General features: G+C 47.1%; 24 protein-coding genes and 2 pseudogenes. 9 read left to right on the plus strand and 17 right to left on the minus strand.

What is annotated here, in order from left to right:
* The first annotated feature begins 62 nt into the window (after positions 1-62).
* The 8 genes and pseudogenes from trpS (at position 63) to recR (ending at position 7,125) form a co-directional block, all read left to right on the plus strand.
* Positions 63-1,073 carry a tryptophan--tRNA ligase gene (gene trpS / locus A2F46_RS03320; RefSeq protein WP_066566625.1) on the plus strand — a complete coding sequence of 337 codons (1,011 nt, stop codon included), beginning with the start codon at positions 63-65 and terminating at the stop codon, positions 1,071-1,073.
* Between the two features lie 65 nt (positions 1,074-1,138).
* Positions 1,139-1,732, plus strand: coding sequence for a DJ-1/PfpI family protein (locus A2F46_RS03325; protein WP_231867692.1), 594 nt, complete (start codon positions 1,139-1,141; stop codon positions 1,730-1,732).
* 56 nt (positions 1,733-1,788) lie between these two features.
* Complete coding sequence (locus tag A2F46_RS03330) at positions 1,789-2,241, plus strand: NUDIX domain-containing protein (protein ID WP_197457544.1); 453 nt, start codon at positions 1,789-1,791, stop codon at positions 2,239-2,241.
* On the plus strand, positions 2,238-3,206 hold the full coding sequence (gene gshB, locus A2F46_RS03335) for a glutathione synthase (RefSeq protein WP_066566630.1): 969 nt from the start codon (positions 2,238-2,240) through the stop codon (positions 3,204-3,206). Before A2F46_RS03330 ends, gshB begins: the two co-directional genes overlap by 4 nt.
* Positions 3,207-3,269: 63 nt before the next feature.
* The gene (locus tag A2F46_RS03340) at positions 3,270-3,680 is read left to right on the plus strand and encodes a diacylglycerol kinase (RefSeq protein WP_066566633.1); all 411 of its coding nucleotides are present in this window, start codon (positions 3,270-3,272) and stop codon (positions 3,678-3,680) included.
* Between the two features lie 218 nt (positions 3,681-3,898).
* Positions 3,899-6,072 (plus strand): annotated as a pseudogene (gene dnaX, locus A2F46_RS03345) (DNA polymerase III subunit gamma/tau).
* Between the two features lie 14 nt (positions 6,073-6,086).
* A complete protein-coding gene (locus A2F46_RS03350; protein WP_066566635.1) occupies positions 6,087-6,428 on the plus strand; it encodes a YbaB/EbfC family nucleoid-associated protein in 342 nt (113 codons plus the stop codon).
* Between the two features lie 85 nt (positions 6,429-6,513).
* Positions 6,514-7,125: a recombination mediator RecR gene (recR, locus tag A2F46_RS03355; RefSeq protein ID WP_066566637.1), complete on the plus strand. Its 612-nt coding sequence runs from the start codon at positions 6,514-6,516 to the stop codon at positions 7,123-7,125.
* A gap of 72 nt (positions 7,126-7,197) precedes the next feature.
* Here the strand turns inward: recR and A2F46_RS03360 are convergent, their stop codons facing one another.
* The 3 genes from A2F46_RS03360 to speB form a co-directional block, all read right to left on the minus strand.
* Positions 7,198-7,587 (minus strand): nuclear transport factor 2 family protein, encoded by a 390-nt coding sequence (locus A2F46_RS03360; protein ID WP_066566639.1) that lies wholly within the window; start codon positions 7,585-7,587, stop codon positions 7,198-7,200.
* Positions 7,584-9,050 (minus strand): cytosine permease, encoded by a 1,467-nt coding sequence (locus A2F46_RS03365; protein ID WP_066566641.1) that lies wholly within the window; start codon positions 9,048-9,050, stop codon positions 7,584-7,586. Before A2F46_RS03365 ends, A2F46_RS03360 begins: the two co-directional genes overlap by 4 nt.
* 72 nt (positions 9,051-9,122) lie before the next feature.
* Positions 9,123-10,169 carry an agmatinase gene (speB, locus tag A2F46_RS03370; protein WP_066566644.1) on the minus strand — a complete coding sequence of 349 codons (1,047 nt, stop codon included), beginning with the start codon at positions 10,167-10,169 and terminating at the stop codon, positions 9,123-9,125.
* Between the two features lie 189 nt (positions 10,170-10,358).
* On the opposite strand from speB, the gene A2F46_RS03375 reads away from it, so the two are divergent.
* On the plus strand, positions 10,359-11,264 hold the full coding sequence (locus A2F46_RS03375; protein WP_066566647.1) for a LysR family transcriptional regulator: 906 nt from the start codon (positions 10,359-10,361) through the stop codon (positions 11,262-11,264).
* Between the two features lie 129 nt (positions 11,265-11,393).
* Here the strand turns inward: A2F46_RS03375 and A2F46_RS03380 are convergent, their stop codons facing one another.
* From A2F46_RS03380 to nrdA, 14 genes and pseudogenes are all read right to left on the minus strand, one after another.
* A complete protein-coding gene (locus A2F46_RS03380) occupies positions 11,394-12,686 on the minus strand; it encodes an adenylosuccinate synthase (protein WP_066566650.1) in 1,293 nt (430 codons plus the stop codon).
* Positions 12,687-12,712: 26 nt separating this feature from the next.
* Positions 12,713-13,870, minus strand: a complete 1,158-nt coding sequence (locus A2F46_RS03385) for an ATP phosphoribosyltransferase regulatory subunit (protein WP_066566653.1) — start codon at positions 13,868-13,870, stop codon at positions 12,713-12,715.
* 142 nt (positions 13,871-14,012) lie between these two features.
* Positions 14,013-14,831, minus strand: a complete 819-nt coding sequence (locus A2F46_RS03390; protein WP_066566656.1) for an undecaprenyl-diphosphate phosphatase — start codon at positions 14,829-14,831, stop codon at positions 14,013-14,015.
* Between the two features lie 86 nt (positions 14,832-14,917).
* Complete coding sequence (locus tag A2F46_RS03395; protein WP_066566660.1) at positions 14,918-15,604, minus strand: thiol:disulfide interchange protein DsbA/DsbL; 687 nt, start codon at positions 15,602-15,604, stop codon at positions 14,918-14,920.
* A gap of 68 nt (positions 15,605-15,672) precedes the next feature.
* On the minus strand, positions 15,673-16,374 hold the full coding sequence (locus tag A2F46_RS03400; RefSeq protein ID WP_066566665.1) for an SPOR domain-containing protein: 702 nt from the start codon (positions 16,372-16,374) through the stop codon (positions 15,673-15,675).
* Positions 16,375-16,480: 106 nt separating this feature from the next.
* Positions 16,481-17,974, minus strand: coding sequence for a YifB family Mg chelatase-like AAA ATPase (locus tag A2F46_RS03405; RefSeq protein ID WP_066566666.1), 1,494 nt, complete (start codon positions 17,972-17,974; stop codon positions 16,481-16,483).
* A gap of 12 nt (positions 17,975-17,986) precedes the next feature.
* Positions 17,987-18,271 carry an accessory factor UbiK family protein gene (locus A2F46_RS03410; RefSeq protein WP_066566668.1) on the minus strand — a complete coding sequence of 95 codons (285 nt, stop codon included), beginning with the start codon at positions 18,269-18,271 and terminating at the stop codon, positions 17,987-17,989.
* An 81-nt stretch (positions 18,272-18,352) separates the two neighbouring features.
* Positions 18,353-18,802 (minus strand): hypothetical protein, encoded by a 450-nt coding sequence (locus tag A2F46_RS03415; protein WP_066566671.1) that lies wholly within the window; start codon positions 18,800-18,802, stop codon positions 18,353-18,355.
* Between the two features lie 43 nt (positions 18,803-18,845).
* On the minus strand, positions 18,846-19,649 hold the full coding sequence (locus tag A2F46_RS03420; protein ID WP_066566674.1) for an NUDIX domain-containing protein: 804 nt from the start codon (positions 19,647-19,649) through the stop codon (positions 18,846-18,848).
* On the minus strand, positions 19,649-20,038 hold the full coding sequence (gene acpS, locus A2F46_RS03425; RefSeq protein WP_066566681.1) for a holo-ACP synthase: 390 nt from the start codon (positions 20,036-20,038) through the stop codon (positions 19,649-19,651). The genes A2F46_RS03420 and acpS overlap by 1 nt, the downstream gene beginning before the upstream one ends.
* A gap of 32 nt (positions 20,039-20,070) precedes the next feature.
* Complete coding sequence (gene pdxJ / locus A2F46_RS03430; protein WP_066566683.1) at positions 20,071-20,802, minus strand: pyridoxine 5'-phosphate synthase; 732 nt, start codon at positions 20,800-20,802, stop codon at positions 20,071-20,073.
* A 77-nt stretch (positions 20,803-20,879) separates the two neighbouring features.
* A complete protein-coding gene (gene yfaE / locus A2F46_RS03435; RefSeq protein WP_066566684.1) occupies positions 20,880-21,191 on the minus strand; it encodes a class I ribonucleotide reductase maintenance protein YfaE in 312 nt (103 codons plus the stop codon).
* 67 nt (positions 21,192-21,258) lie between these two features.
* Positions 21,259-22,392: a class Ia ribonucleoside-diphosphate reductase subunit beta gene (gene nrdB / locus A2F46_RS03440; protein WP_156471549.1), complete on the minus strand. Its 1,134-nt coding sequence runs from the start codon at positions 22,390-22,392 to the stop codon at positions 21,259-21,261.
* 115 nt (positions 22,393-22,507) lie between these two features.
* Positions 22,508-24,789, minus strand: a pseudogene (gene nrdA / locus A2F46_RS03445) (class 1a ribonucleoside-diphosphate reductase subunit alpha).
* Positions 24,790-25,038 lie beyond the last annotated feature (249 nt).

The raw sequence follows: 25,038 nt of genomic DNA on the forward strand, positions 1-25,038 counted from the left end.
TTAATGCACTCATTTCAGGCAACCTATTTTAGGCTGCCTGAATCTCCGGAAAGCAATTCATCATGAGCAAAACGCGCGTACTCACCGGCGTCACCCCCAGCGGGATTCCTCATTTGGGCAACTATGTGGGCGCCATTCGTCCGGCTATTGCGGCCAGTCAAAATCCCGATACTGAAACTTTTTTCTTTTTGTCGGATTACCATGCTTTGATTAAATGTCATGAACCTGAGCGTGTGCATGAGTCCACACAGGCCGTGGCTGCCACTTGGTTGGCTTGTGGGCTGAATCCGGAACACACCACGTTTTACCGTCAGTCAGACATTCCTGAAACCATGGAATTGAATTGGATTTTGACGTGTATTACTGCCAAAGGCTTGATGAACCGTGCGCATGCGTATAAAGCGGCAGTACAAGATAACCACGAAAAAGGCCAAGAAGACCCAGATCATGGCGTAGAAATGGGGCTGTATTGTTATCCTATTTTGATGACTGCGGATATTTTGTTGTTTAATGCCAATAAGGTGCCGGTTGGCCGAGATCAGATTCAGCACTTGGAAATGGCGCGCGACATCGCAGGACGCTTCAATCATCGGTTTAAGTCATTATTTACGCTGCCTGAAGTACAGATCGATGAGGATGTTGAAACCCTGGTAGGTCTGGATGGACGGAAAATGAGCAAAAGCTATGGCAATACCATTCCGTTGTTTGAGAGTGAAAAAAAGCTGCAAAAGGCCGTCAATAAGATTGTTACCAACGAGAAAGAGCCGGGCGTTCCCAAATCCCCTGATGAAAGCCCGCTATTTGACATTTATAAAGCATTTGCCACTCATGAAGAAACAATGGCATTCACGCAGATGTTGGCCGATGGTTTGGCATGGGGTGAGGCCAAAAAAATGCTGGCCACCAAAATCAATATGGAATTGGCTGATAAGCGAGATCGCTATCATGAATTAATGGCCAAGCCTTCACTCATTGAAGAGATTTTACAAGCAGGCGCTACCAAAGCGCGTGAGCAGGCACGTCCTTTGCTTGATGCTGTACGCGAAGCGGTGGGCATTCGGATATTGAAATAAAATCGAGCCATAAACCGTTCAGGCAACTTTTCCCTTCTGTTTGACTGCCATGATGGAATGACTTTATGTCCGCTTGTGAAAAAATGAACATTGGTATTCTGATTTATGATGGGGCGGAGGTGCTGGATTTTGCTGGCCCGTTTGAGGTGTTCAGTACAGCCAAGTGCTTGTGTGAATATGATTGGCAAGTTAACTTGATTGCATCAGAACCAAGGCCTATAGAGGCGCGTGGTGGTTTTGTAGTAGTGCCCCATATGGGTATTAATCAAGTGTCGGCATTGGATGTGTTGGTAGTGGTTGGCGGCGTCCATACTCAAGCTTTACAAGATGCCCTTTTATTGGCGTGGCTCAAGGATATGGCATCCAAAGTACCTCAGGTGGTTTCGGTGTGTACTGGGGTGTTTTTGTTGGCACAAACGGGCTGTTTGGATGGTAGTCGGGTGACAACGCATTGGGAAGATATGGCTGATTTGCAGCACCAATACCCCATGCTCACAGTGTTGGCAGGAAAGCGCTGGGTGGCAGATGGCAACTATATTACTTCTGGCGGTATTTCTGCTGGCATTGATATGAGCTTGTTTTTGGTGTCTCAGTGGGGCGGTTTGGCACTGGCTGAGCGCACAGCCAAACAAATGGAATATCGCTGGCACCGCAATTAAATGTTTTGGTGGGTATGGCAATACGTTGCTTTGATAGCGTATGTTGGGTGGCATTGATGATGAAAAATGGTGATGAGATTGGCGTTGATGCACCAATAAAATTGGCTACTGCAGGTTTGGTGGTTTGGCATCAAAATAGATTATTACTGGCTTTTAGCAAGCACAAATTGGCTTGGTATCTGCCTGGCGGCAAAGTGGATGAGGGAGAAACAGCGTTGGCAGCGCTGTGCCGCGAGTGTTGGGAAGAGTTGGGTTGCCGTCTAAAGCCCAATGATGTGCAATATTATCGGCACATCAGTGCGCCTGCTTATGGTGAGCCGAAGCACACAGTGATGGAGCAGGAATGTTTTATGGCAAATTGGCAGGGTTATTTGCCTCAGCCTCAGGCCGAAATTGGTGCTGTGCGTTATTTTTCTTGGGCTGAATATGGTCAGCTAGCCGTGCAAGTGCCGGGTGTGGTGCAATTGTATGGGCATTTACAACATGATTTTGGACTGGAAAACACGTGAATATCTTATTTATTGCTGACCCACTGGCTGGATTCAAAACGTACAAAGACACAACATACGCGATGATGCGAGAGATGGCGAATCGTGGTTGGCAGTTATCACACACATTGTCATCTCAGCTGAGCATAGCTGATGGCCAAGTGGTGGCCGAAAGTGTGCCTTTCGATTTCCTAGGTGCACAAAACGACCACGATCATGCTTGGTTCCAGTGCGCCGACAGCCAACATTTGGCTTTGAATGAGTTTGATGCGGTAATCATGCGCACCGATCCACCGTTTGATTTGCAGTATCTTTACGCCACGCAACTGCTGACGTTGGCCGAGCAACAGGGCGCTAAGGTTTATAACAGTGGCCAAGCCATGCGTGATTTTAATGAAAAATTGGCTATTTTGAACTTCAGTACGTTTACGGCACCCACTTTAGTGACCACGCGTGCCGCCGATGTGCGTGATTTTTTGGCGACGCACCATGACATTATTGTTAAACCATTGGATGGTATGGGTGGCATGGGCATTTTTCGCCTAACTGAAAATGACCACAACATTGGCAGTATTTTAGAAACGTTGATGCACTTGGATACCCGTACCATTATGGCACAGCGTTATATCCCGCAAATTGTGGATGGAGATAAGCGTATTTTGGTCATTGGTGGGCAAGTCATTCCTTATGCACTGGCACGCATTCCGCAAGGCAAAGAAACCCGTGGCAATTTGGCTGCGGGCGGCAAAGGTGTGGCACGGCCTTTAACGGCGCGTGATCGTGATATTGCCCAGCACTTAGCGCCTGAGCTGGTTCGCCGTGGCATTCTCTTGGCAGGCTTGGATGTGATTGGTGATTATTTAACAGAAGTCAATGTGACCAGCCCGACGGGATTCCAAGAGATCATGAAGCAAACCGACTGTGATGTGGCGGCTTTGTTTGCAGATGCTGTGGCGTTGGCTGATGTGGCGGTGACCCAAGCTTAAGCTTGGCTTCAGGCAACCTGGGTATGCTGGTGTTGTTCACAATAATGGATTGACGTGTGGGTTATGGATACCAAAAAAGCAACGCCGTTTGCACAACAAATTAAAGGGAAAACTGGCTTTCGCCGCATCATGAATGCCTATGGTTATTCGCTGGCGGGGTTGAAGGCGGCGCTGAGTGAAGCAGCGTTTCGGCAATTGTTGGTATTCCATGTTGTTTTAATTGTGTTGGCATTTATTTTGGATTTTGGCCCAGCCACACGCATGATGTTGATTATGGCATCATTCATTAGCTGGATTGTGGAGTTGTTTAATACCGCCATTGAAGCGGCGGTGGATCACACTTCGTTGGCTAAACACCCATTGGCCAAGCGTGCTAAAGATACCGCTTCGGCTGCTCAATTCTTGGCACTGACGTTGGTGGTTATTTTGTGGTTAATGGCCTTGTGGCGTGATTATGGCCCCAATGTGTTTTAAAGATGGTTGCATGGCTATGCTCTTATTGGTTATTGAATACAACAAACCTGTTTTTGGCTTTGCTGTGCACCGCTGGTGGGATAATGGCAAGGTGATTCAGGCAGCCTAAAGCAATTTATTGACTTGTTTTGTCGCGTTTTGGCTTCATTTTAATAATGATTTGACTGAGTTTCCGTATCTTTATGGATTGGTGCGGGATTTGATGGCTTTGGATGCTTATGACGTATCAAGTATTGGCGCGCAAATGGCGGCCGAAAAAATTTGCGGATTTGGTGGGACAGGAGCATGTGGTTAAGGCATTGGTGAATGCTTTAGACAAAGGCCGCCTGCATCATGCTTATCTACTCACAGGCACCCGTGGCGTGGGCAAAACCACGATTGCGCGAATTCTGGCCAAAAGCCTCAATTGCCCTCATGTGCAACATGGCGAACCTTGCTGCGCATGCGATAGCTGCCGACAAATTGATGCGGGCCGCTATGTGGATGTGCTGGAAATTGATGCGGCATCCAACACAGGCATTGATAATATCCGCGAAGTCTTGGAGAACGCCCAGTATGCACCCACGATGGGGCGTTACAAAGTGTACATTATTGATGAAGTACACATGCTTTCCAAAAGCGCCTTTAATGCCATGCTCAAAACTTTGGAAGAACCACCAGAACACGTGAAATTCATTCTGGCAACCACCGACCCACAAAAAGTACCGGTAACCGTGTTGAGCCGCTGCTTGCAATTTGTGTTGCGCAACCTGAATGGTCAGCAAGTACACGATCATCTGGCCCATGTGTTGCACACCGAAGACATACCGTTCGAAGAAGCTGCGCTACAGCTATTGGGTCGAGCAGCCATGGGTTCCATGCGCGATGCTTTAAGCTTACTCGATCAGGCCATTGCGATGGGATCCGGGCAAGTCACCGAAGCGGATGTGCGCCACATGATCGGCGCAGTTGATAAATCATATTTGTATGATTTATTGGATGCCTTGGCTGCGCAACAAGGCCAGGCATTGTTGGACAACGCCGAAGAGATGGCCAGCCGAGCTGTTGGATTTGACAGTGCGCTAAATGAGTTGGCGGTTTTGTTGCAGCGGCTCACGTTGTTGCAGGTGGTACCCAGTGCATTGGCGCAGGACGATCCTGAGTATGAAGCCTTAAATCGGTTATCGCGAAAATTCAGTGCCGAGCAATTGCAGCTTTATTACCAGTGTGCACTACGCGGTAAAGCGGACCTACCGTTAGCGCCAGATGAATATGCAGGATTCCTGATGACATTGTTACGTATGCTGGCTTTTGCCCGATGGCGTCAACGAATATCCCTGTCCAAGCACAAATCGAAGGCACGGCCTTGTGTGATGTAGCGGCAGTATCGCCCCGAAAGCCTAAGGCGGCACTCGCCGCCATAAATGAAGTGAGCGTGGTAGTTGAGCCAATGCCTGAGGTGGCACCAACTTCCTCATGCCAGGTTTCGGTATCTAGTACCGTGGATGAACCACTGCCACATGATGCGAATCCGAGTGAGGAACACAATCGAGATCAACACCATGATCCATTGCCTTGGGAAGAAGCAACTGCTTTGACTCATGGGGATGAAATGGCCAGTTCATTCGAAGCCGATGATCAAGAAGACGCTGGTTCAATGGCGGCCACGCACACGACGACCCAAAAATCACCACAACAACCCTCTTCATTGACGGAAACGCAGCCAACCACAGCCCAGCCCGCAGAAGATGATTTGGTTGCACCGATGGCAAAGGCGCCGGTTGAGCCGCCAATGGGCATGGCTCATGTTCAACAGGGGTCTGTTTCAAAATCAGAGTATGAATCACAGAGGCTGCCTGAATACATAGAGGACGCGAGTGTGCCTTCAACGCTTGCTGATACAAATAATGTGCTTGAGCATATGGTTGTTGATCAGGTTGTGTCGTCACCTGAAGTACTGTCGCCAGCGTCTTTACCACCTTTAAATGGTGATAACTGGCCACAGATTTTGGCGACTTTGTCGCATCAATTGGGTGCGGTACAATTGTTCAGTTTGCACACAGCGGTGCGCTCATTTGATGCCGACAGTGGACATTTGATATTGGCGCTGGCCCAGCAAGGCGCAGCCACGGCCAGTAAATCCCGCTTGGCTCGGTTGGGCCAGATACTGACAGAAGCCTATGGTCAACCAATTAGTGTGGGTACTGAAACCTGGCAAGATGCACCGGGTTTGGAAACACCGGATATGCGTCAACATCGAGTGCAGCGCGAACAGCAACAGCAGGCACAGCGTCTATTGGAGGCAGATGCCACGGCGCAAGCATTAATTCAAGAATTTTCGGCAACGTGGGTAGCCGGTAGTTTGGTATTAAAAGATAGGCTCGCGCCGACGAATAATTATTTTGACCATTAACATAAGGAAAAACGATGTTTGGAAAAGCCGGTTTGGGTGGACTGATGAAGCAGGCGCAGCAAATGCAAGAGCGCATGAAGAAAGCGCAGGCAGAAATGGGTAATGTGGAAGTAGAAGGTGAATCGGGTGCCGGTATGGTTAAGGTCACCATGACCTGCCATTATGGTGTTAAGCGCATCCACATTGATGAGAGCTTGCTGGCGGATGCCGTAGAGGATAAGGAAATGTTGGAAGATTTGGTGGCTGCTGCCGTGAATGATGCGGTGCGCAAGGCTGAATCCACCACGCAGGAGCGCATGGCACAATTTACCCAAGGCATGAATTTGCCTGCAGGTATGGGTGATTTTTTTAAATAAATCGGTGTGTATTTTTAGGCAACCTGTATTGCACAGGCTGCCTGAAATTGTATGGAGCGCAATAGGCGATGGCGAATAAAGAAGCATGAAATCCAAAAATACTGATGCGTTTACCCGCCTAACTGATGCACTGAAAGTATTGCCCAATGTTGGTCCCAAATCTGCGCAAAGAATGGCGTATGACTTGCTGCAGCATCACCGTACTGGTGCGGAAGAGCTGGTGTCGGCTTTACAACAGGCTTTGTTACAGGTTCATCATTGTCGATTGTGCAATACTTTTTGTGAAGGCGAAATGTGTGCATTGTGTGCCGATCAAACTCGGGATAGTAAACGCCTGATGATTGTACATATGCCCGTGGATGTGGCCAGTATGGAAGCGGCTCATTGTCATGATGGTTTGTATTTTGTTTTAATGGGACAGGTTAGCCCAGCGCAAGGCATGGATTTGAGCCACATTGCGTTAGATAAACTGGTGGCACGCCTACAAAATCATGCGGTGGAGGAGATTATCATTGCCACCAATTTCACTGCCGAAGGCGATGCCACGGCGTATGTACTGGCGCAACTCTTGAAAGATTTCCCTGGTAAGGTAACCCGTTTGGCACGGGGTATGCCGCTTGGGGGTGAGTTGGAGTATGTGGATGCCGGAACACTGGCACAAGCAGTGTATGAACGGCGGAAGATAACTGATAATTAACATAAACATGCAAGTAAATGATAAAAAAACCAACAAGTCTTATTGAAAAGAGATTGTTGGTTTGGTTTGCTATTAAATTTTCGGTGACAAATGTTCGTGTATGCACAGCCATGAGCCATCAGGTTGCCGATCTAAGATAATCGATTCTCTTTCTTCATTGTGGATAATCTGACCATCCCACTGCAATGTGGTGGCGACTTCATGAATGTAAATAGCGGTTGAACCACACACAAAAATTTGAGGGTTGGTTGATTGGCAAGCCATGACATGGAAGCCGTGTTCCATTTCCCAGATTGACCAAGTATTGTGATAGTCTTTTTTACTGGTTAATGGATAGGCTAAATTGTAAAAAACAAAACTGGCATGATCAGCAAAAGCATCAAAATAGCGTTTTTTTTGGTGATTTGCAAAAGCCTCAATGATGTTTTCAGCGGCCATAGCGACTGGGCGATGTGTGTTCATATTGATGGCTCCTGGGGTTCATGACTGGGTCCAAATACTTCGGCGGGTTCTGGAAAAATAGTAGTGAAAATAAGATAAAGCACTGCTGAAGACAGCAAGGTCACCACTAAGCTAAAATCAATACCACCAAATGTATTGCCTAATGGGCCAATGAATTGCCCAGGAATGTTGACAAAACAGATACCTAAAATAGCGCTAGGTATCCATGCCATCATACCTCGCCAGTTCCAGCCATGGTTAAACCAATATATTCCGCCACGTAATCCCCGATTAAATACCTGTAAATCTTCTGGGCTGTAATACCCTTTACGTTGAATATAACCAATTACCATGATGGCAATCCAAGGGCTTGTACATGTGATGATGAGCACTGCAAACGTGGAGACAGCTGTGGTTAAATTGAAAACAAAGCGGCCAATAAAAATGAAGACAATGGACAATAAACCGATGATGATGGTAGCTGATACGCGTCTTAGTATTCTGGGCAGAATGCTTGAGATATCAAGACCAGTGCCATATAAGGCTGTGGTTCCAGTAGAAAGCCCACCCAGTAATGCAATAATGCACAGTGGGAAAAAATACCAAGTTGGTGAAATCGCTAGAAGACCGCCAATGTAGTTGTTTTGGGTTATATAAGTGGGTGCTTGAGTCGCCACGATTGATGCTGTAATCAGTCCAAAGAAGAAAGGCAGGAAAGTGGCCAATTGAGCAACGAAAACCGCCCGCATAATTTTGAATTTTGGGGTTTTTACGGGAATGTATCTAGACCAGTCTCCCAGAAAAGCGCCAAACGAAATAGGATTGCTCATGGCGATAATAGTTGCCCCAGTAAAAACAGGCCAAAAGGCCGCATCGCCAAGATGCACTTGCCCTGCGTAGTGCCAATCTACTTCACTACTAAAAGCAGGAATGCCCAAAATAAACATAATACTGGCACCCAAAACTGCAAGTTTGCTTACCGTTACCAATAGCCTGAAACCATAAATACATATGAGTAAGACGATAATAGCGAAAAATGCGTAAGCCAAAGCGAGATTGGTGTTGGTTTCATGTATGCCAATGACGCGTTTCAAGCCGCCAATTAACGCATCTCCAGAACTCCATACCGATAATGAGAAAAAAGTGATGGCTGTGAGCAAAGATAGAAAGGATCCCACAATGCGTCCATGAATGCCAAAGTGAGCACCAGAGGAAACTGCATTATTGGTGCCATTTTTGGGGCCAAATAACCCCATCGGCGCTAAAATAAAAGCACCTATAATGACGCCAATAATGATGGACATGAGGCCTGCGCCAAGGGAAAGCCCAAAAATAATAGGAAAACTCCCTAACACTACGGTGGCAAAAGTGTTTGCTCCGCCAAAAATTAATCGGAATAAATCTGTTGTTGTGGAAAATCGTTGGTCATCTGGAATGATTTCAACACCGTTGGTTTCAATCGCTATTTTCTTCTTTTTATCCATTTTGTATCCTTTGGGCATGAGGCCTTGTAACTGGTATAGGTGGGTGTGAGCCGTTTGTGCGCTTAGCCTATGCTATGCCTTGTTCTTTAGAGCTGGGCTAAACTGAATTAGGCTAAGAATTTCAAACAGTATTTGTGCTCCAGCTTGTGCTGTATTGGTGGTGCTATCGTATTGTGGTGCCACTTCAACCACATCGCCGCCAATGAAATTCAAACCTTTCAGCCCACGCAATAAAGCCAAAGCTTCTCGAGTTGTGAGTCCACCGATTTCAGGAGTGCCTGTGCCAGGCGCAAAGGCAGGGTCAAGGCAATCGACATCGAAAGATAAGTAGGTAGGCCCGTTGCCAACAATATCCCTGGCTTGCTTGATAATGTTGTCAATACCCAGTTTGGGGATATCTTCGGCATGTATAACAGTCATTCCGCTTTGATAGGAAAATTCCCACAGATATTCAGACGAGCCTCGTATGCCAATTTGGATGGTTCGCTTAGGATCCAAAACGCCGGCTAAAACTGCATTACGGAAAGGGCCGCCATGATGAAATTTGGTTTGGTCGAATGGTCCACCAGTATCACAGTGCGCATCGAAATGAATTAAGCCAACTGCCTGAGTGGCACCCAAGGCTTGCAATACGGGAAAGGTGACTGAATGATCCCCCCCCACACCCACTGGTATGATGTTGTGCTTTAATAGCTCACTGACAAATTTTTGAATGTTTTCATGGCTTTTCTCAAGGCGAAAGCGGCTGTTAAAAGGAACGTCGCCTATGTCGGCTACGGCAATTTCATACACCGGCGCGCATTCTAAGACATGATTATAAGGACCAATCCGCTCAATTGAACGTAGTGATCGGGGTCCAAAGCGAGCTCCTGAACGATTGGAAACACCAAGATCCATCGGCATGCCATATAAGGCTGCCTGAAGCTGGTTTAGTGAGTCTGATTCGCTATCAAATGGCAAATAGGGTGCGTTAAGTAAGGTCGGTATCCCCGCATAGGGAAATTGACGATTACCATTGGCAAAAACTTTGCTCGCTATTTTTTTAAAGATAGGGGTTTGTATGGTGTCTTTTTCTTGGCCATAAAGTAGTCGGAGTTCATCTAAATTTTTCGTTTTCATGGTTGTTCTCTAGGAATTTATCGATTCAAAGCGACTTCAATCAATTACTGTCATCAAACGCATATCATTTATAAACGGCAGAACAGACCTTAACAAATGTTAATTTGATGTGTTTACCCTATGAAATCCGATGTATTTAAATAAAATAAAATGTAGAATGAATTGGAGTAATGTGCTCGGAGAGCAAAAATGCTGGATGTTTTATATAAAATGGACATCAAAGCGATACGCAGCTTTATTGCCATCGTACAGTGTCGAGGTGTAACCGCCGCTCAGAATAAATTACATTTATCACAATCAGTGATCAGCGCCCATTTGAAACATTTGGAAGATTCACTGGAATTGAAATTGTGTCATCGGGGGCGTTCGGGGTTTGAATTAACGGAAGCAGGGCAAATGGTTTATGATATTTGCCAAGATTTCATGCAAGCTAGCGCAGATTTTAAAATTCGCCTGAGTAACTTAAAAGCGGGGCAAGACATGGTCACCGGGCATATTCGGTTGGCGGTGGCGGATGAGTTGCCTGAACGGTTTAACTTGGCATTGCAATCGGCTATTCGTGATTTATATTGTCACAATCCTGGTTTTCATTTGAGCATCCGTGTTCAGAGCCCCGAATATATGGAGCAAGGGATTGCCACAAATGAATGTGATTTGGGTGTCGGCTATTTCAGTCATCCACTGTCGATCTTGTGTTATGACGATGCGGTTACTGAAACACAGAATTTATGTTGCGGACGTTTGCATCCTGTTTATGGTCAATCGGATGTTGCATTATCTGACCTAGAAAATCATTACGAATGGGTAGGCAGGGGTTATGACAATGATGCAGTCAGCAATCGCCAATGCTATCCCAAAAATACCACGGCAACCGCGTTTCACATGGAAGCAACTGCTCGCTTTATTTTGGCGGGATCCCATATTGGTTTTTTACCCAGAGATTATATTGATGCTTATTTAGCTGAAGATAAAATGCGTATTTTATGCGCTGATGAAGCCACATATACCGTACACCACCAGTGGGCATATAAACCCCATTCTTCGCGCATGGTGTTGTTGTTTATGGAAAAAATCAATACTTATTTGGGTGGCTAAACGAGTTGCATTGTTTCTATCTAGGCAATTTCATAAAAATGCAAATCCCACATCATGTTGCTTGAAAAAACGCTTAGGAAAAATTAAACCCACATGGATTCATGTGGGTTTAATGGGTATTGATTATTGTTAGGCATATGGATGATGCAAAACAATGGTTTCGTCGCGGTCAGGGCCAGTAGAAATCATGGCAATAGGTGCCTCGCAAACTTCTTCAATGCGTTTTAAGTAAGCTTTCGCATTGGCTGGTAACTCATCATAAGATTGGATACCAAACGTGCTGCTCTGCCAGCCAGGCAAGGTTTCATAAATGGGCGTGCACGCTGAAACCGCGTCTGCACCCAGAGGTAGGATGTCGGTTTTTTCGCCATTCAATTCGTAGCCTACACAAATATTGATGTTTTCTAATGTGTCCATGACGTCCAGCTTGGTGATGCACATACCAGATACGCCATTAATTTGAATGGAACGTTTGAGTGCAGCTGCATCAAACCAACCACAACGACGGGCACGGCCGGTAGTGGCGCCGAATTCTTGGCCTCGATTTTGTAATTCAGTACCGATTTCATCAAATAATTCGGTTGGGAAAGGACCTGAGCCCACGCGAGTGGTGTAAGCTTTAACAATGCCCAATACATAGTTCAGCATTTGAGGTGCCACACCCGCTCCTGGCGCAGCAGCCCCTGCCACACAATTTGATGAGGTAACAAACGGGTAGGTGCCGTGATCGATGTCCAGCAAAGTGCCTTGAGCACCTTCAAATAATAAATTTTGCCCTTGTGCATCCATGTCGTGCAAGGTGCGCGCCACATCGGCCACCATGGGGCGAATGCGTTCAACAAAGCTTTGCAGCTGATTGAAGATGGCCTCTGCATCCAAAGGAGCCGCTTGGTATAAATGTTGCAATTGCACATTATACAAAGCCACATTTTCAGCCAGCTTATGTTTGAGTGTTTCTGTGTCAAACAAATCAGTCACACGCACAGCGCGACGCGCCACTTTATCTTCATAAGCAGGGCCAATGCCACGTCCTGTGGTACCAATTTTGCTGCTACCGCGGGCAGTTTCGCGGGCCTGATCCAAAGCGATGTGGTAGGGTAGAATTAATGGGCAAGTGGGGGCAATACGCAAGCGTTCAGCGACTTTGATCCCAGCTGCTTCTAGTTCGTCAATTTCTTTGAGTAGGGCTTCTGGGCTCACCACCACACCTGAGGCAATAAAACAATCCACTCCATCGCGCAGAATGCCGGAAGGAATCAGGTGCAAGACAGTTTTTTTGCCGCCAACGACGAGCGTGTGTCCGGCATTGTGACCGCCTTGGAAGCGCACCACGCCAGCGGCTTGATCGGTAAGCCAGTCAACAATTTTACCCTTGCCTTCATCACCCCATTGGGTGCCGATTACCACAACGTTTTTAGCCATAATATTGTTACCTATTGCAATAGAAATTAGTCATTTATGGGGACCACTTGCCACTGATTTTGCTGCCAAATCAATTGGCGATTACAAGTATCAGGGTCGCGCGTGTCTGGTGTATAGTCAATCATTACGCATTCGCCCGCGTTGCGTAGTTGCTCAATTGCGTCTTGGGCACGAAGTGCATCGGTGATGGCCACTTTGATGCCCTGCATTCCTTGGGCTTCTGGTAAGTGACCGATTAAGTCACGTAAATCAAAACTAAAACCCGTGGCGGGGCGCTTGCGGCCAAAATATTGACCCAAACCATCATAACGGCCACCTCGTGCCAAAGCATCTGGCCAATCTTCGCCATAGGCGGCGAAGAGTAAACCCGTGTGATAGGAATCGACACGCAGTTCGGATAGATCAATAAATACATTCTGGTTTGGGAAGGTTACGCACACGGTTTGTAATTCAGTTAAGGCTGCCTGAATCGCCGGTAAGGCGGGTAATACCGCCAAAGCCTTTTTGATGACATCTTGATTGCCATACAAAGTGGGGAGCACTGCTAGTGCATCGGCCCATTGTGTTGGCAATTTCCATGCTGAAACACAGGTACGCACAGCTTCGGCATCTTTGTCTTGCATTAAATGCAACAAAGCTGAGGATTGATCTTTGGTTAATTTTGCTGCATCGGCCAATGCATAAAAAATCCCAATGTGCCCCAGTGCTAATTTTGCCTGGTTCACATTCACGACCTTCAGACTTTTGAGCATCAAGGCGATCAGTTCGATGTCGGCTTCAATGCCTTCATAGCCGTATAACTCAGCTCCAATTTGCAATGGCTCCCGAGTGCTTAAAAAACCATCGGGTCTCGCGTGCAATACGGTGCCAGCATAGCACAAGCGGTTGACGCCGTTATTGGCCGACAATAAATGCGCGTCAATGCGGGCCACTTGTGGCGTAATGTCGGCACGCAAACCCAGTTGCAGGCCGCTGATTTGGTCGACAACCCGGATGGTTTTTAACGACAAACCTTCATCAATGCGGGTGAGTAAAGAATCGCTGTATTCGAGCAAGGGGGGATTGACGAGTTCGTAGCCGTGTACACGGAAAAGTGCCAGTAATTGCTCTTTGGCACTTTCCAATTGCCGTGCAGTAGAAGGCAAAATATCGGCAATGTGTTCGGGCAGTTGCCAAGACTGCATGATATTCCTCACAAAATATGAGCCACGCTGAATTGCAAATATTCGGCGCGGCTTAATTCATCGACAGTAAGAAGCTGTCTGAAATTGTAAAGTGCTACTTTAGCACATAATGACAAGTAGCGGCCAGTAGTGTGGTTGATGTTTACCAGTGTACCCAGCCGGTGGCCCAGGTCAGCAAGATTAACCCACCGAATACAATCCGATACCAAGCAAATGGGACATAATTTTTGTGGGAAACAAATTTAAGCAATGCTTTTACTGCGATCAATGCTGCCACAAAGGCCGCCACAAAACCAACGGCGATTAAAGATACATCTTCAGCTGTGAATTCATGGATGTGTTTGAGGATATCAAAAGTGGTAGCAGCAATCATCACAGGTACCGCCAAAAAGAATGAAAATTCAGTGGCTGCTTTGCGTTCCAAGCCCCACAACATGCCACCCATGATGGTGCTGCCTGAACGAGATGTACCTGGAACCAAAGCCAATACTTGCGCGAGCCCGACCACCAATGCGTCGCGAGGACGCATATCATCTACGCTCATGACTTTGGGTATGCGGGTGCTTTGGCGTTTTTCGATCCATAAGATCACCAAACCACCAATCACCAAAGCCGTGGCAACAGTCACGGGGTTAAATAAATAGAGCTTGATTTGTTTGCTAAAAATTAAGCCAACGATGGCTGCGGGAATAAATGCAATTGCCAAATTCAGCACAAACCGGTTGGTGGCGCGCTCCTTGCCAATATGCGTGATGACGTGCGCGAAGCGGTGTTTGTATTCATACACCACCGCCAAAACCGCCCCCAACTGAATGGCGATTTCAAAAACTTTGCCATTACTTTCAAAATTGAGCAAATCACCCACAACGATTAAGTGACCAGTGCTGGACACTGGCAAAAATTCGGTTAGGCCTTCTACAACCCCTAAAATCAAGGCTTTGATTACCAATAATATATCCATTTGAAACCCGATTGAATGGCAGCAGTGGGCTGCCTGAATGAGAAAAGGTGCGCCTGTTGGCACACCTGTATTCATGCAAGATGCAATCAGCGGTTGGCGGCTTGTGCCAAAGACGCCCCAATGCTTTTAGGCAATACACGTGGTGCCGCAGCTTTCATGCCACGTTCTTGACGCACTTTGGCAACCAAATCATCAATTACTTGCATGTCTTTATTAAAATTGCCACTCCAATTGACTTGATATTTGCCACCAATAATCACCGTGGGCGTGGCAGTGATGTTGTACTTGGTGGTTAATTCTTGCATTTGTTTGGCTTCAGTCAGGCTTTTGGGTGCATTGTATGCAGCCAGCAATTTTTTACCGTCAAAACCAGTTTGTTTGTTGGCCCAGTCTTTGAATGTGGCTTCATTGCTCAAATCCAATTGCTGCCGGAAAAATGCGTTGAAAATGGCGGGTGTTGCTTGGTTGTACAAACCCGAATCATTGACCGCAGCTGCGATGCGTGCGAAGGTCATGAAAGAAGGGTCCCAAACCACATGAATCGGTCGTAAATACGTATCACTGGCGAATGTTTTGCTGTGTTTCAGCATCACAGGATCTAAATCATTGCAATGGGGGCATTTGTACCAAAAAAATTGTGCCACTTCAACTTTGCCTGGTTGGCTTTGCGGCATTGTTTTAGGCAATACAGTGTAGTTTACCCCTTCGGTGGCGCCATAAGCTACGCCCATTGTACCCACCAGCGTGGCCATCAGTAGAGCTATTTTTTTCATGTTGTAATCCTAATAATCATTCACAAAAAACAAAAAACAAAAAGCGTTTACTCACGTGCTCAGTAGTTTTAGGGAGCAGTACGCATCAAGCTGGGTATATTGTGCTGCTTGAGTTGGCGGCTGACGGCATCGGCTTGGTTACGATTCAAATTGTCGGTTTGAATTCGATAAACGGTGTTGCCATTGACCTTAGCGCTGTGAATGGCAGTATCGATGCCCAGCATCGCCAGTTTGGCGCGTTGGGCATCCGCATCCGCGCGGTTACTGTAGGAGCCGATTTGTAACAAAACTTTGCTGCCTGTATTGGCAGGCTTAGCCGCTTGTTGCGCTTTTTGCTGTGCTTTTTCCAAGCTGCCACTATTGAGAATGGCTTCAGGTGAGGGTTTCGTGCTTTGCCCTGCGTTATTTGTAGTTGGTTTTTTTGTAGGGGCGGCCTGGTGCGACGGATTGTGATGAGTGCTTGGGGCTTTGATTGGCGGGTGGGGAGCTGGCGCCACTGTGGCGGGTGTGGTTTCGGTTTCACTGCTTGATAATGCAGTGGTTTCGCTGGCGTCACTGGCGGCCAAAGGGTTTGGCGCGGAAGCGCTGGGTGCACTTGTGGGCGTCAGGATTTCAGGTGCGGAAGGCTCGAGCCGCACTTCAGGCTGTTTGAAATCCGACTTGCCTTTATTTAGGAAAAATAAAATGCCAGCAATGATTAGTGTGGCCAATATCAAGCCGATAATAAAGCCGGAAAGTCCTTTGCCGGCCTGAGCGTAGCGGGTTTTCATAGTCATCATCATGTTCAATTTAAATCGGAGCATATTCTAACAAACCCACACACAAAAGGCTTGTTGGAATCACTGGGGTTTACGCGCTTTTGCGAAGATTGGGTAATTATAAGGCACGACGAAAGCCAATGGCACGCAGTACATGCGCGTTTTGAACCTCGTCTTCCTCTTGTAGATCGGCCAAGGTGCGTGCGATGGACAATAATCGATGAAAGCTGCGCGCAGATAAAGCCAGTTTTTCTATGCTTTGTGCTAATACCTGACGTGTGTCTTGACTGACCATGGCTAATTCATCCAGTTCCCGATTGTTGAGCGCAGCATTGATTTTGCCTTGGCGTTCGTGTTGTCTAGCCCGAGCGGCCAAGACGCGTTTCTTGACCTCAGCGCTGCTTTCTCCTGCGGTGATAGTGTCTAGATCAGCTGCTGCAAGCGTGGGCACTTCAATGGTTAAGTCGATGCGATCCAATAAAGGGCCAGAAATTTTATTGCGGTAGCGGGCAATGGCTTCTGGGGTGCAACGGCAGGGTTTAGTGGGGTGTCCTAGATAGCCGCATGGGCAAGGATTCATGGCCGCAATCAATTGGAATTGTGCTGGAAATGTGGCCTGCTTGGCGGCGCGGGAAATATGGATTTCGCCGCTTTCTAAAGGTTCACGCAGCATCTCTAAAACTTTACGATCAAATTCAGGCAGCTCATCCAAAAATAAGACACCATGGTGGGCTAAGGAGATTTCACCTGGCTGCGGATTCGACCCACCGCCGACCAGTGCTACGGCTGAGGCGCTGTGATGTGGGGTGCGGAACGGCCTTGTGTCTGACAATTCAGACTGAGAGTGAAGCAGTGATTGCAGGGCCCATACACTGGTGAGTTCTGCATTTGTGAGTGGCGGTAAAATGCTGGGTAAACGGTGGGCCAGCATGGATTTACCCGTGCCAGGCGGCCCCATCATCAAAAGGCTGTGTCCGCCTGCGGCTGCGATTTCCAATGCTAAGCGCGCGGTCTGTTGGCCGCGCACCTCGGCCAAATCTGGCAACGCAACTGAATTGACATGATGGATGGGCGATTCAGACTGGATTTGTGGTAATGAGGTGATGCCATTAAGGTGTGCACTGATTTGGGCGAGCGTATGTGCACCATAGACTATGGCTTGCTGTAATAGGGCTGCCTGAATGGCATTATCGTGTGGCAATAGAAAAGCACGTTGTTTGGCTATGCTTTGTGCCACCATCGCAATCACGCCGCGGATGGGGCGTAATTGCCCAGACAAGCCCAATTCTCCGGCAAATTCATAATTGGCCAGCTGCGGGCAAGTAATTTGTCCGGATGCGGCCAAAATAGCAATGGCAATGGGTAAGTCAAAACGACCCGATTCTTTGGGCAAATCTGCGGGGGCGAGGTTAACAGTGATTTTCTTGGCGGGAAAATCGAAGCCAGATTCCACAATGGCAGCGCGGACGCGGTCTCGGCTTTCCTTGACCTCGGTGTCTGGTAGGCCCACGATGTTAAATGCGGGCAGGCCGTTGGCCAGATGAGCCTCCACTTCCACCGATGGCGCACTCATGCCATCTAAAGCGCGACTGAAGACCATCGCCAAGGTCATGGTTGGCTCACATCAAGCTTGAGGGTTGTGGTTGTCGGTGTCCACTTTGGCGCCATCATGCTCAACCAAACGTGATTCCAACGCTGCGACTTGTGCTTCCAACTGAGCCAGTTTTTCACGGGTTTTGAGTAGCACTTGTTGCTGAATATCGAATTCTTCGCGGGTAACCAAATCCATGCGGGTAAAGGCGCTGCCCAACATGGCTTTGACATTTTTTTCAACATCTTTGACCGGGCTGTTGTCTATGGTGTCGCCCAATTTATTGGCGATTTCGTCGAATAATTTTTTGCCCAACATAGCGATATCCTTTGGTGGTGTTTTGCAGTTGATGGTGTCATTGTAAAGGCGATGTGAAACTGGGCGCAACGTGCAATGCCTTTAAGGCGCAGTAAACACAATATTGTAATGCTGGCCATCTAAGGCCAAATCACCCAGAAAATCATTGCGTTCATCCACGCACAGTGGCAGCACCGCATTTTTGGCTAACCACACACCTTGGCCTTGAGGCTTGAATTCAAATAAATTAAAGCCCAAATCCATGTTGCGCATGGCAAAGTGAATGGTGATGCGCTGTACTTGAGGCGACACATGAGTGAGATACAAGTTGAATGGTTTGGTCACATCCTGAGGTGGGGTAAAGCGGATGACAGCGCCACCGGGTAACGTGCAGCCTTGACGTACGTCACAATCCGCTAACGTGCTTTGTGCATCATTGCGGCTGGATTGCCAGAGCAGCAAACCAATACTGATTGGGATCAGCAATACAAAAGCCACCATGCCCCAGAGCAGGGGTTTGCGCATGGTTGATGATGGATTTTGGGCGGTCATGATTTTTTAAACCAATTGTTGTGATTAAAACGCACCAGGGTTTTCAGGCAACTTGAAGTGTGTCATCTACGATGCAGCCATGTATTCCAGCTTGGCACCAAAATACACGGTGTTGTTCAACCATGGCCTTTGTTGCCAATGGCAGCACTGGAATACTGACACCTTCATGTAGTAAAGCCAGGAGGGCTTGATTATCTGCCTCATTATTAACGGGCCACACCACAGCCGCTACATCTTGTAGCAATGGCCATTGCTGCACATTGTTGCACACAGCCCATATTTGCGTCACAGGGTAGTGTTGTTGGGCAAGACCTAATTCTTCACTGGCCACCAGCAAGCCTTGGTACCGTTTTTCGGCTGCTCGCCAAGGTTGCACGCGAAAATCATGCTCACTGCTGCTGGCTTGAAAACCTGTATTCAGGCTGCCTGAAAGATCGCTGGGGATCGACAATGCAGTCAATAATGCTGCATTGGCAGGCAGCATGGGTGATACGGTATAGTGGTTTGCTTGTTGCCAGCACCACTCTTGCCCTTCACGTGCCTGTAATGGGCCTTGCCAGTCACCCGCGCCTACACGAAAAAAATGCAGGTGAACCCGAGCATGCTCGTAATCGTGAATTTTGGTTAGCCACGGCGTGGCACCCAAAATAGTGACACCCAGTTCTTCTTGAAACTCACGTTGTAAAGCCGAAAATAAGGTTTCTCCGGATTCTACTTTGCCGCCAGCAAATTCCCAATAGCCTGCGTAGGGCTTACCAGCGGGCCGGGAACTGAGTAAAACGGCACCATCTTGGCGGTATAGTATGCCCACGACCACTTCTACCAGTGTGCGCTGTGTTTGCGGCATTATTCAATACTCATTTCCGCAATGACAAAGGCCACTACTTGATCGATTTCATCACTCAAGCTGAGGTGCACTTTACCAATGCCTTTTTCAGCCAACCATTGTTGCAATGCTGGTTCACAAATGAATTCAGGGCGACCCAATTCATCGTGGCCGATACCGATGTTGCGCAGGCTCACGGGGCTGCGCAAACCCGTGTGCACGGCTTTCGCAAAAGCCTCTTTGGCGGCGAATCGTTTGGCTAAAAACAACACAGGATTGCTGGCAGAAGGCCACTCCAATGATTCAATGCGTGACAGAATTTTTTCGGCCACCGCATTTGCGCCGTAATTTTTACACATTTTGCCGATGCGGCTGATGGTGACCAAATCGGTACCGATGCCATAAATCATGGCCAAATCCTTTTTTATTTGATTATGGTTATTCAGTAGGGCAGGCTGCGCGCACGATACATGGCGTCTTTCATTTGCCGTATGGCTTCAGGCAGCCCGATAAATAAAGCTTGGGCAATTAAGGCATGGCCAATGTTTAATTCGTCTATGGCCAATATTTTGGCTATTGGTGCCACGTTGTGGATGTTCAAGCCGTGACCCGCATTGGTAACCAGCCCAAGCTCGCTGGCCAAATGTGCGCCTTCATCAATACGGATCAATTGTTGTGCCCGAGCCTGTGGAGTCGTGGCATCTGCATAGGCGCCTGTGTGTAGCTCGATTACAGGTGCGCCCACGTCATGGGCTGCCTGAATTTGAGCTGCATCAGCATCAATGAATAACGATACCCGAATCCCTGCCTCCGTTAATAAGCGCGTGTACTCAGCCACTTTGGCTTGTTGCGCCAAAACATCCAAACCACCTTCAGTGGTAATCTCTTGCCGCTTTTCCGGTACGATGCACACATCTGCAGGCTTTACTGTTAATGCATTTTCCAGCATTTCTTCTGTTAATGCCATTTCTAGGTTCAGACGCGTGCAAATGTTTTGTTTGACTGCGAAGACATCGGCGTCTTTAATGTGGCGTCGATCCTCACGCAAATGCATGGTAATCAAATCGGCGCCGTGTGTTTCGGCCAACAAAGCAGCTTCAACTGGGCTGGGATAAAGCGTGCCACGTGCATTGCGCACGGTGGCCACATGATCAATGTTTACACCCAATAGCATAAATGATTCCTTTATGATGTGTTTTGCGTACCATACACGCGCGCCGATGATTCTGTAAAGGCAACGCTTAGGGCTCCTTATTCAGGTTCGAATAAGTCTGGCACAAACAAATCGCTTTGTCGGGTCTGTGCGTCATCGCGTGCATGGCATTCAATGTGAATATCGGTCAGCACGCGACAGCAGCACGGCAATACTTCATTGGGACCAACAAAAGCCAGTGGCGGTTCAGCATAATCCACTTGACCAGACAGGAGCTTTAGGCGACAAGAGCCGCAATAGCCGCTACGACATTGAAATTCTATTTCATGACCAGTGCGTTCCAATGCCTCTAATAAAGACTCGTCGGCTTGTAGTACAAAGCTTTTGTCGTTGGTTTGAATTAAACTCATGGTGGTGAATATAAACGCCGCCGGCAGTCATGCCAAGCGGCGTTGTGCGGATTGAGCGGTATTGTTTTTATAATTCGAAATCACTTAAATCATCTTCATTTAATTCGGCATCAATCTGGCCGATTAAATAAGAACTGATTTCCACTTCTTGCGGGGCCACTTGGACATTATCGGACGAAAGCCAAGCATTGATCCATGGAATTGGATTTTGTTTGGCATTGGTAAAGCCTGGCTGTAAGCCCACCGCCTGCATGCGCAAATTGGTAATGTATTCCACGTATTGGCCAAGAATTTCTTTGTTTAAACCAATCATGGAACCATCCCTAAACAAATATTTGGCCCATTCTTTTTCTTGATTGGCTGCGCGTTTGAATAAATCGAAGCAATCTTGCTCTAATTCCAGTGCAATTTCGGCCATTTCTGGGTCATCAACACCTGTGCGCATCAGATTCAGCATGTGCTGCGTCCCAGTTAAATGCAAGGCTTCATCGCGGGCAATCAGTTTGATGATTTTGGCATTGCCTTCCATCAATTCGCGCTCGGCAAAGGCAAATGAACAGGCAAAAGACACATAAAAACGGATGGCCTCCAATACGTTGACGCACATCAAGCACAAATACAGTTTCTTTTTTAGTTCGCGTTTGCTGAGGGTGATGTTTTTACCGCCAACGGTGTGCGCTCCTTCTCCAAATAAATTGTAATATTGGGTGTATTCAATCAAATCATCATAATAACAGGCGATTTCTTCGGCTCGAGCGATAATATGTTGATTTTGAACGATATCATCAAAAACTGTGGCAGGGTCATTGACGATATTGCGGATGATATGGGTATAGCTACGTGAGTGGATGGTTTCTGAAAAAGACCAAGTTTCAATCCATGTCTCCAATTCAGGAATTGATACCAGTGGCAGCAAGGCCACATTGGGGCTGCGGCCTTGAATGGAGTCCAATAAAGTTTGGTATTTCAAATTGCTGATAAAAATGTGTTTCTCGTGTTCGGGCAGATTGGCATAATCGATGCGGTCACGCGACACGTCCACTTCTTCTGGACGCCAGAAAAACGATAATTGCTTTTCAATGAGTTTTTCAAAAATCTCAAATTTCTGTTGGTCGTAGCGTGCCACATTGACTGGCTGGCCTAGGAACATGGGTTCTTTGAGCGCATTGTTGGGCTGTTGGCAGAAGGTGCTGTAACCCATGGTCAAATGTTCGCAAGACATAATAATTCCTGATAAAGTCGAAAATCCACATTCAGACAATGATGTTATTGAATGAGGTCAGTAGGCTGCCTGAAACCGTCAGGCAGCCTTTGATTTAGATTTTACAAGCACCGCTGGCGCAACCATCATCTTGTAAATCAGATTGAGTGTCATCAGCGCCATCGCGGGTGTTCTGGTAGTACAGGGTTTTAACACCGTATTTGTAGGCCGTGAGCAAATCTTTAATGAGCTGCTTCATTGGCACTTTCCCGCCTGAGAAGGTGCTGGGGTCATAATTGGTGTTCGCTGATATGGACTGATCCACAAATTTTTGCATGATGCCTACTAAGTGCAGATAGCCATCATTATTGGGCATGTCCCACAGCAATTCATATTGGTTTTTTAAGCGCTCGAACTCTGGAACCACTTGTTTTAAGATGCCGTCCTTCGATGCTTTGACCGACACCAGGCCGCGAGGAGGTTCAATGCCATTGGTGGCATTGGCAATTTGGCTAGAGGTTTCTGAGGGCATCAGTGCCATTAAGGTGGAATTACGCAAACCGTGTTTGACTATATCGGTGCGTAGACTTTCCCAATCCAAATGCAAGGGCTCTTGGCAGATTTTATCCAAGTCTTTTTTGTAAGTATCAATCGGCAATAGCCTTCAGCATAAGTCGTCTCATTGAACTTTGGGCATGCGCCATACTCTTTGGCCAGCGCCACGGAGGCCTTAAGAAGATAATATTGGATTGCTTCAAAGGTGCGGTGGGTGAGGCCTAAAGCCGAATCATCGCTGTATTTGACATTATTTTTGGCTAAATAATAAGCAAAATTAATTACCCCAATGCCTAAAGTACGGCGATTCATGGTGGCGACACGCGCGGCTTCAATGGGATAGTCCTGATAATCCAGCAGGGCATCGAGTGCACGCACAGCTAAGTCTGCCAAACCTTCTAGTTCGTCTAAACTGGCCAGTGCCCCTAAATTGAATGCCGATAAGGTGCATAGAGCAATTTCGCCATTGGGATCGTTGATGTCATTCAATGGCTTGGTGGGCAAGGCAATTTCTAAGCAAAGATTAGATTGTCGAACGGGTGCTCGCTTAGGATCAAAAGGACTATGAGTGTTGCAATGATCCACATTTTGAATGTAAATGCGCCCGGTGCCTGCACGTTCTTGCATCAGCAAAGAAAATAAATCGGCGGCGGGCAGACTGCGCTTACGTATGGATTCGTCTTTTTCGTACAGTTGATACAAACGTTCAAATTCATCTTGATCTGCAAAGAAAGCGTCGTATAAGCCAGGTACATCAGATGGAGAGAAAAGGGTAATGTTGCCGCCTTTAATTAGGCGGGTGTAGAGCAAGCGATTAATTTGAACACCATAATCCAAATGGCGTACGCGATTTTCCTCAACGCCACGGTTGTTTTTCAGTACCAATAGGCTTTCTACTTCCAAATGCCACAATGGGTAAAACAAGGTAGCAGCACCGCCACGCACCCCACCTTGCGAGCATGATTTCACGGCTGCCTGAAACATTTTATAAAATGGAATACAGCCCGTATGCTGCGCTTCACCCCCCCGAATTTCACTGCCCAGTGCACGTATCCGACCTGCATTGATGCCAATACCGGCGCGTTGGGATACATATTTGACGATGGCACTGGTGGTGGCGTTGATGCTGTCTAAGCTATCGGCACATTCAATCAATACGCAAGACGAAAATTGTCGCGTAGGCGTACGAACGCCGGACATAATCGGTGTGGGTAGTGAAATTTTAAAGGTGCTGATGGCATCGTAAAATTTCTTGATATAGTTTAAACGGGTTGATTGTGGATAGCGTGCAAACAAGCACATGGCTACCAAAATATACAAGAACTGTGGGCTTTCGTAGATTTGTTTGGTGACCCTGTTCTGGACTAAATATTTACCTTCCAGTTGCTTTACTGCTGCATAGGAAAAAGTCATGTCACGGCTGTGATCGATGTAGCCGTTAAGTTCATCAAATTCAGCGCGAGAGTAGTCTTCTATTAAATGTGCATCATATTTGCCCAGTTGCGTGAGTGAGGCAACATGATCAAACAAGTGAGGAGGTTCAAATTCGCCGAAGGCCACTTTGCGTAAATGGAAAATAGCCAGACGCGCGGCTAAATACTGATAGTCTGGCGTCTCAGTGGAAATCAGATCGGCTGCCGCTTTGATGATGGTCTCATGAATATCATCGGTACGGATGCCATTGTAAAACTGAATATGCGATTTTAACTCGACTTGCGATACCGAAACATTGTCTAAACCTTCTGCTGCCCAAGCCACAACTCGGTGAATTTTATCGAGATCGATATTTTCCATACGGCCGTCGCGTTTAGTAACTTTGATATTGGCAGTGGCAGCATTCATGGAATTCTTCGCTCCGAGATAGAGTTGGTAAAATAACGGTATAACCACAAAATATAGGGGTATACGGCTCTTAGTAACACAATATAATGGATTTTTGCTCTGGACGAAAGACTTGTCAAAATGAGAAAAATGCGTATCAACTTGACCGGGTCAAGTTGGCGTTTGATTAATAGAGGTTTTGTGAATTAGGGCCGTGTCCAGCTATTTTCATCTACCTAGTTTAGGACACCTAATGCCATGGCATGTGAC

It is taken from the genome of Snodgrassella sp. CFCC 13594, assembly GCF_001590725.1.
Classification (GTDB): Bacteria; Pseudomonadota; Gammaproteobacteria; order Burkholderiales; family Neisseriaceae; genus Snodgrassella.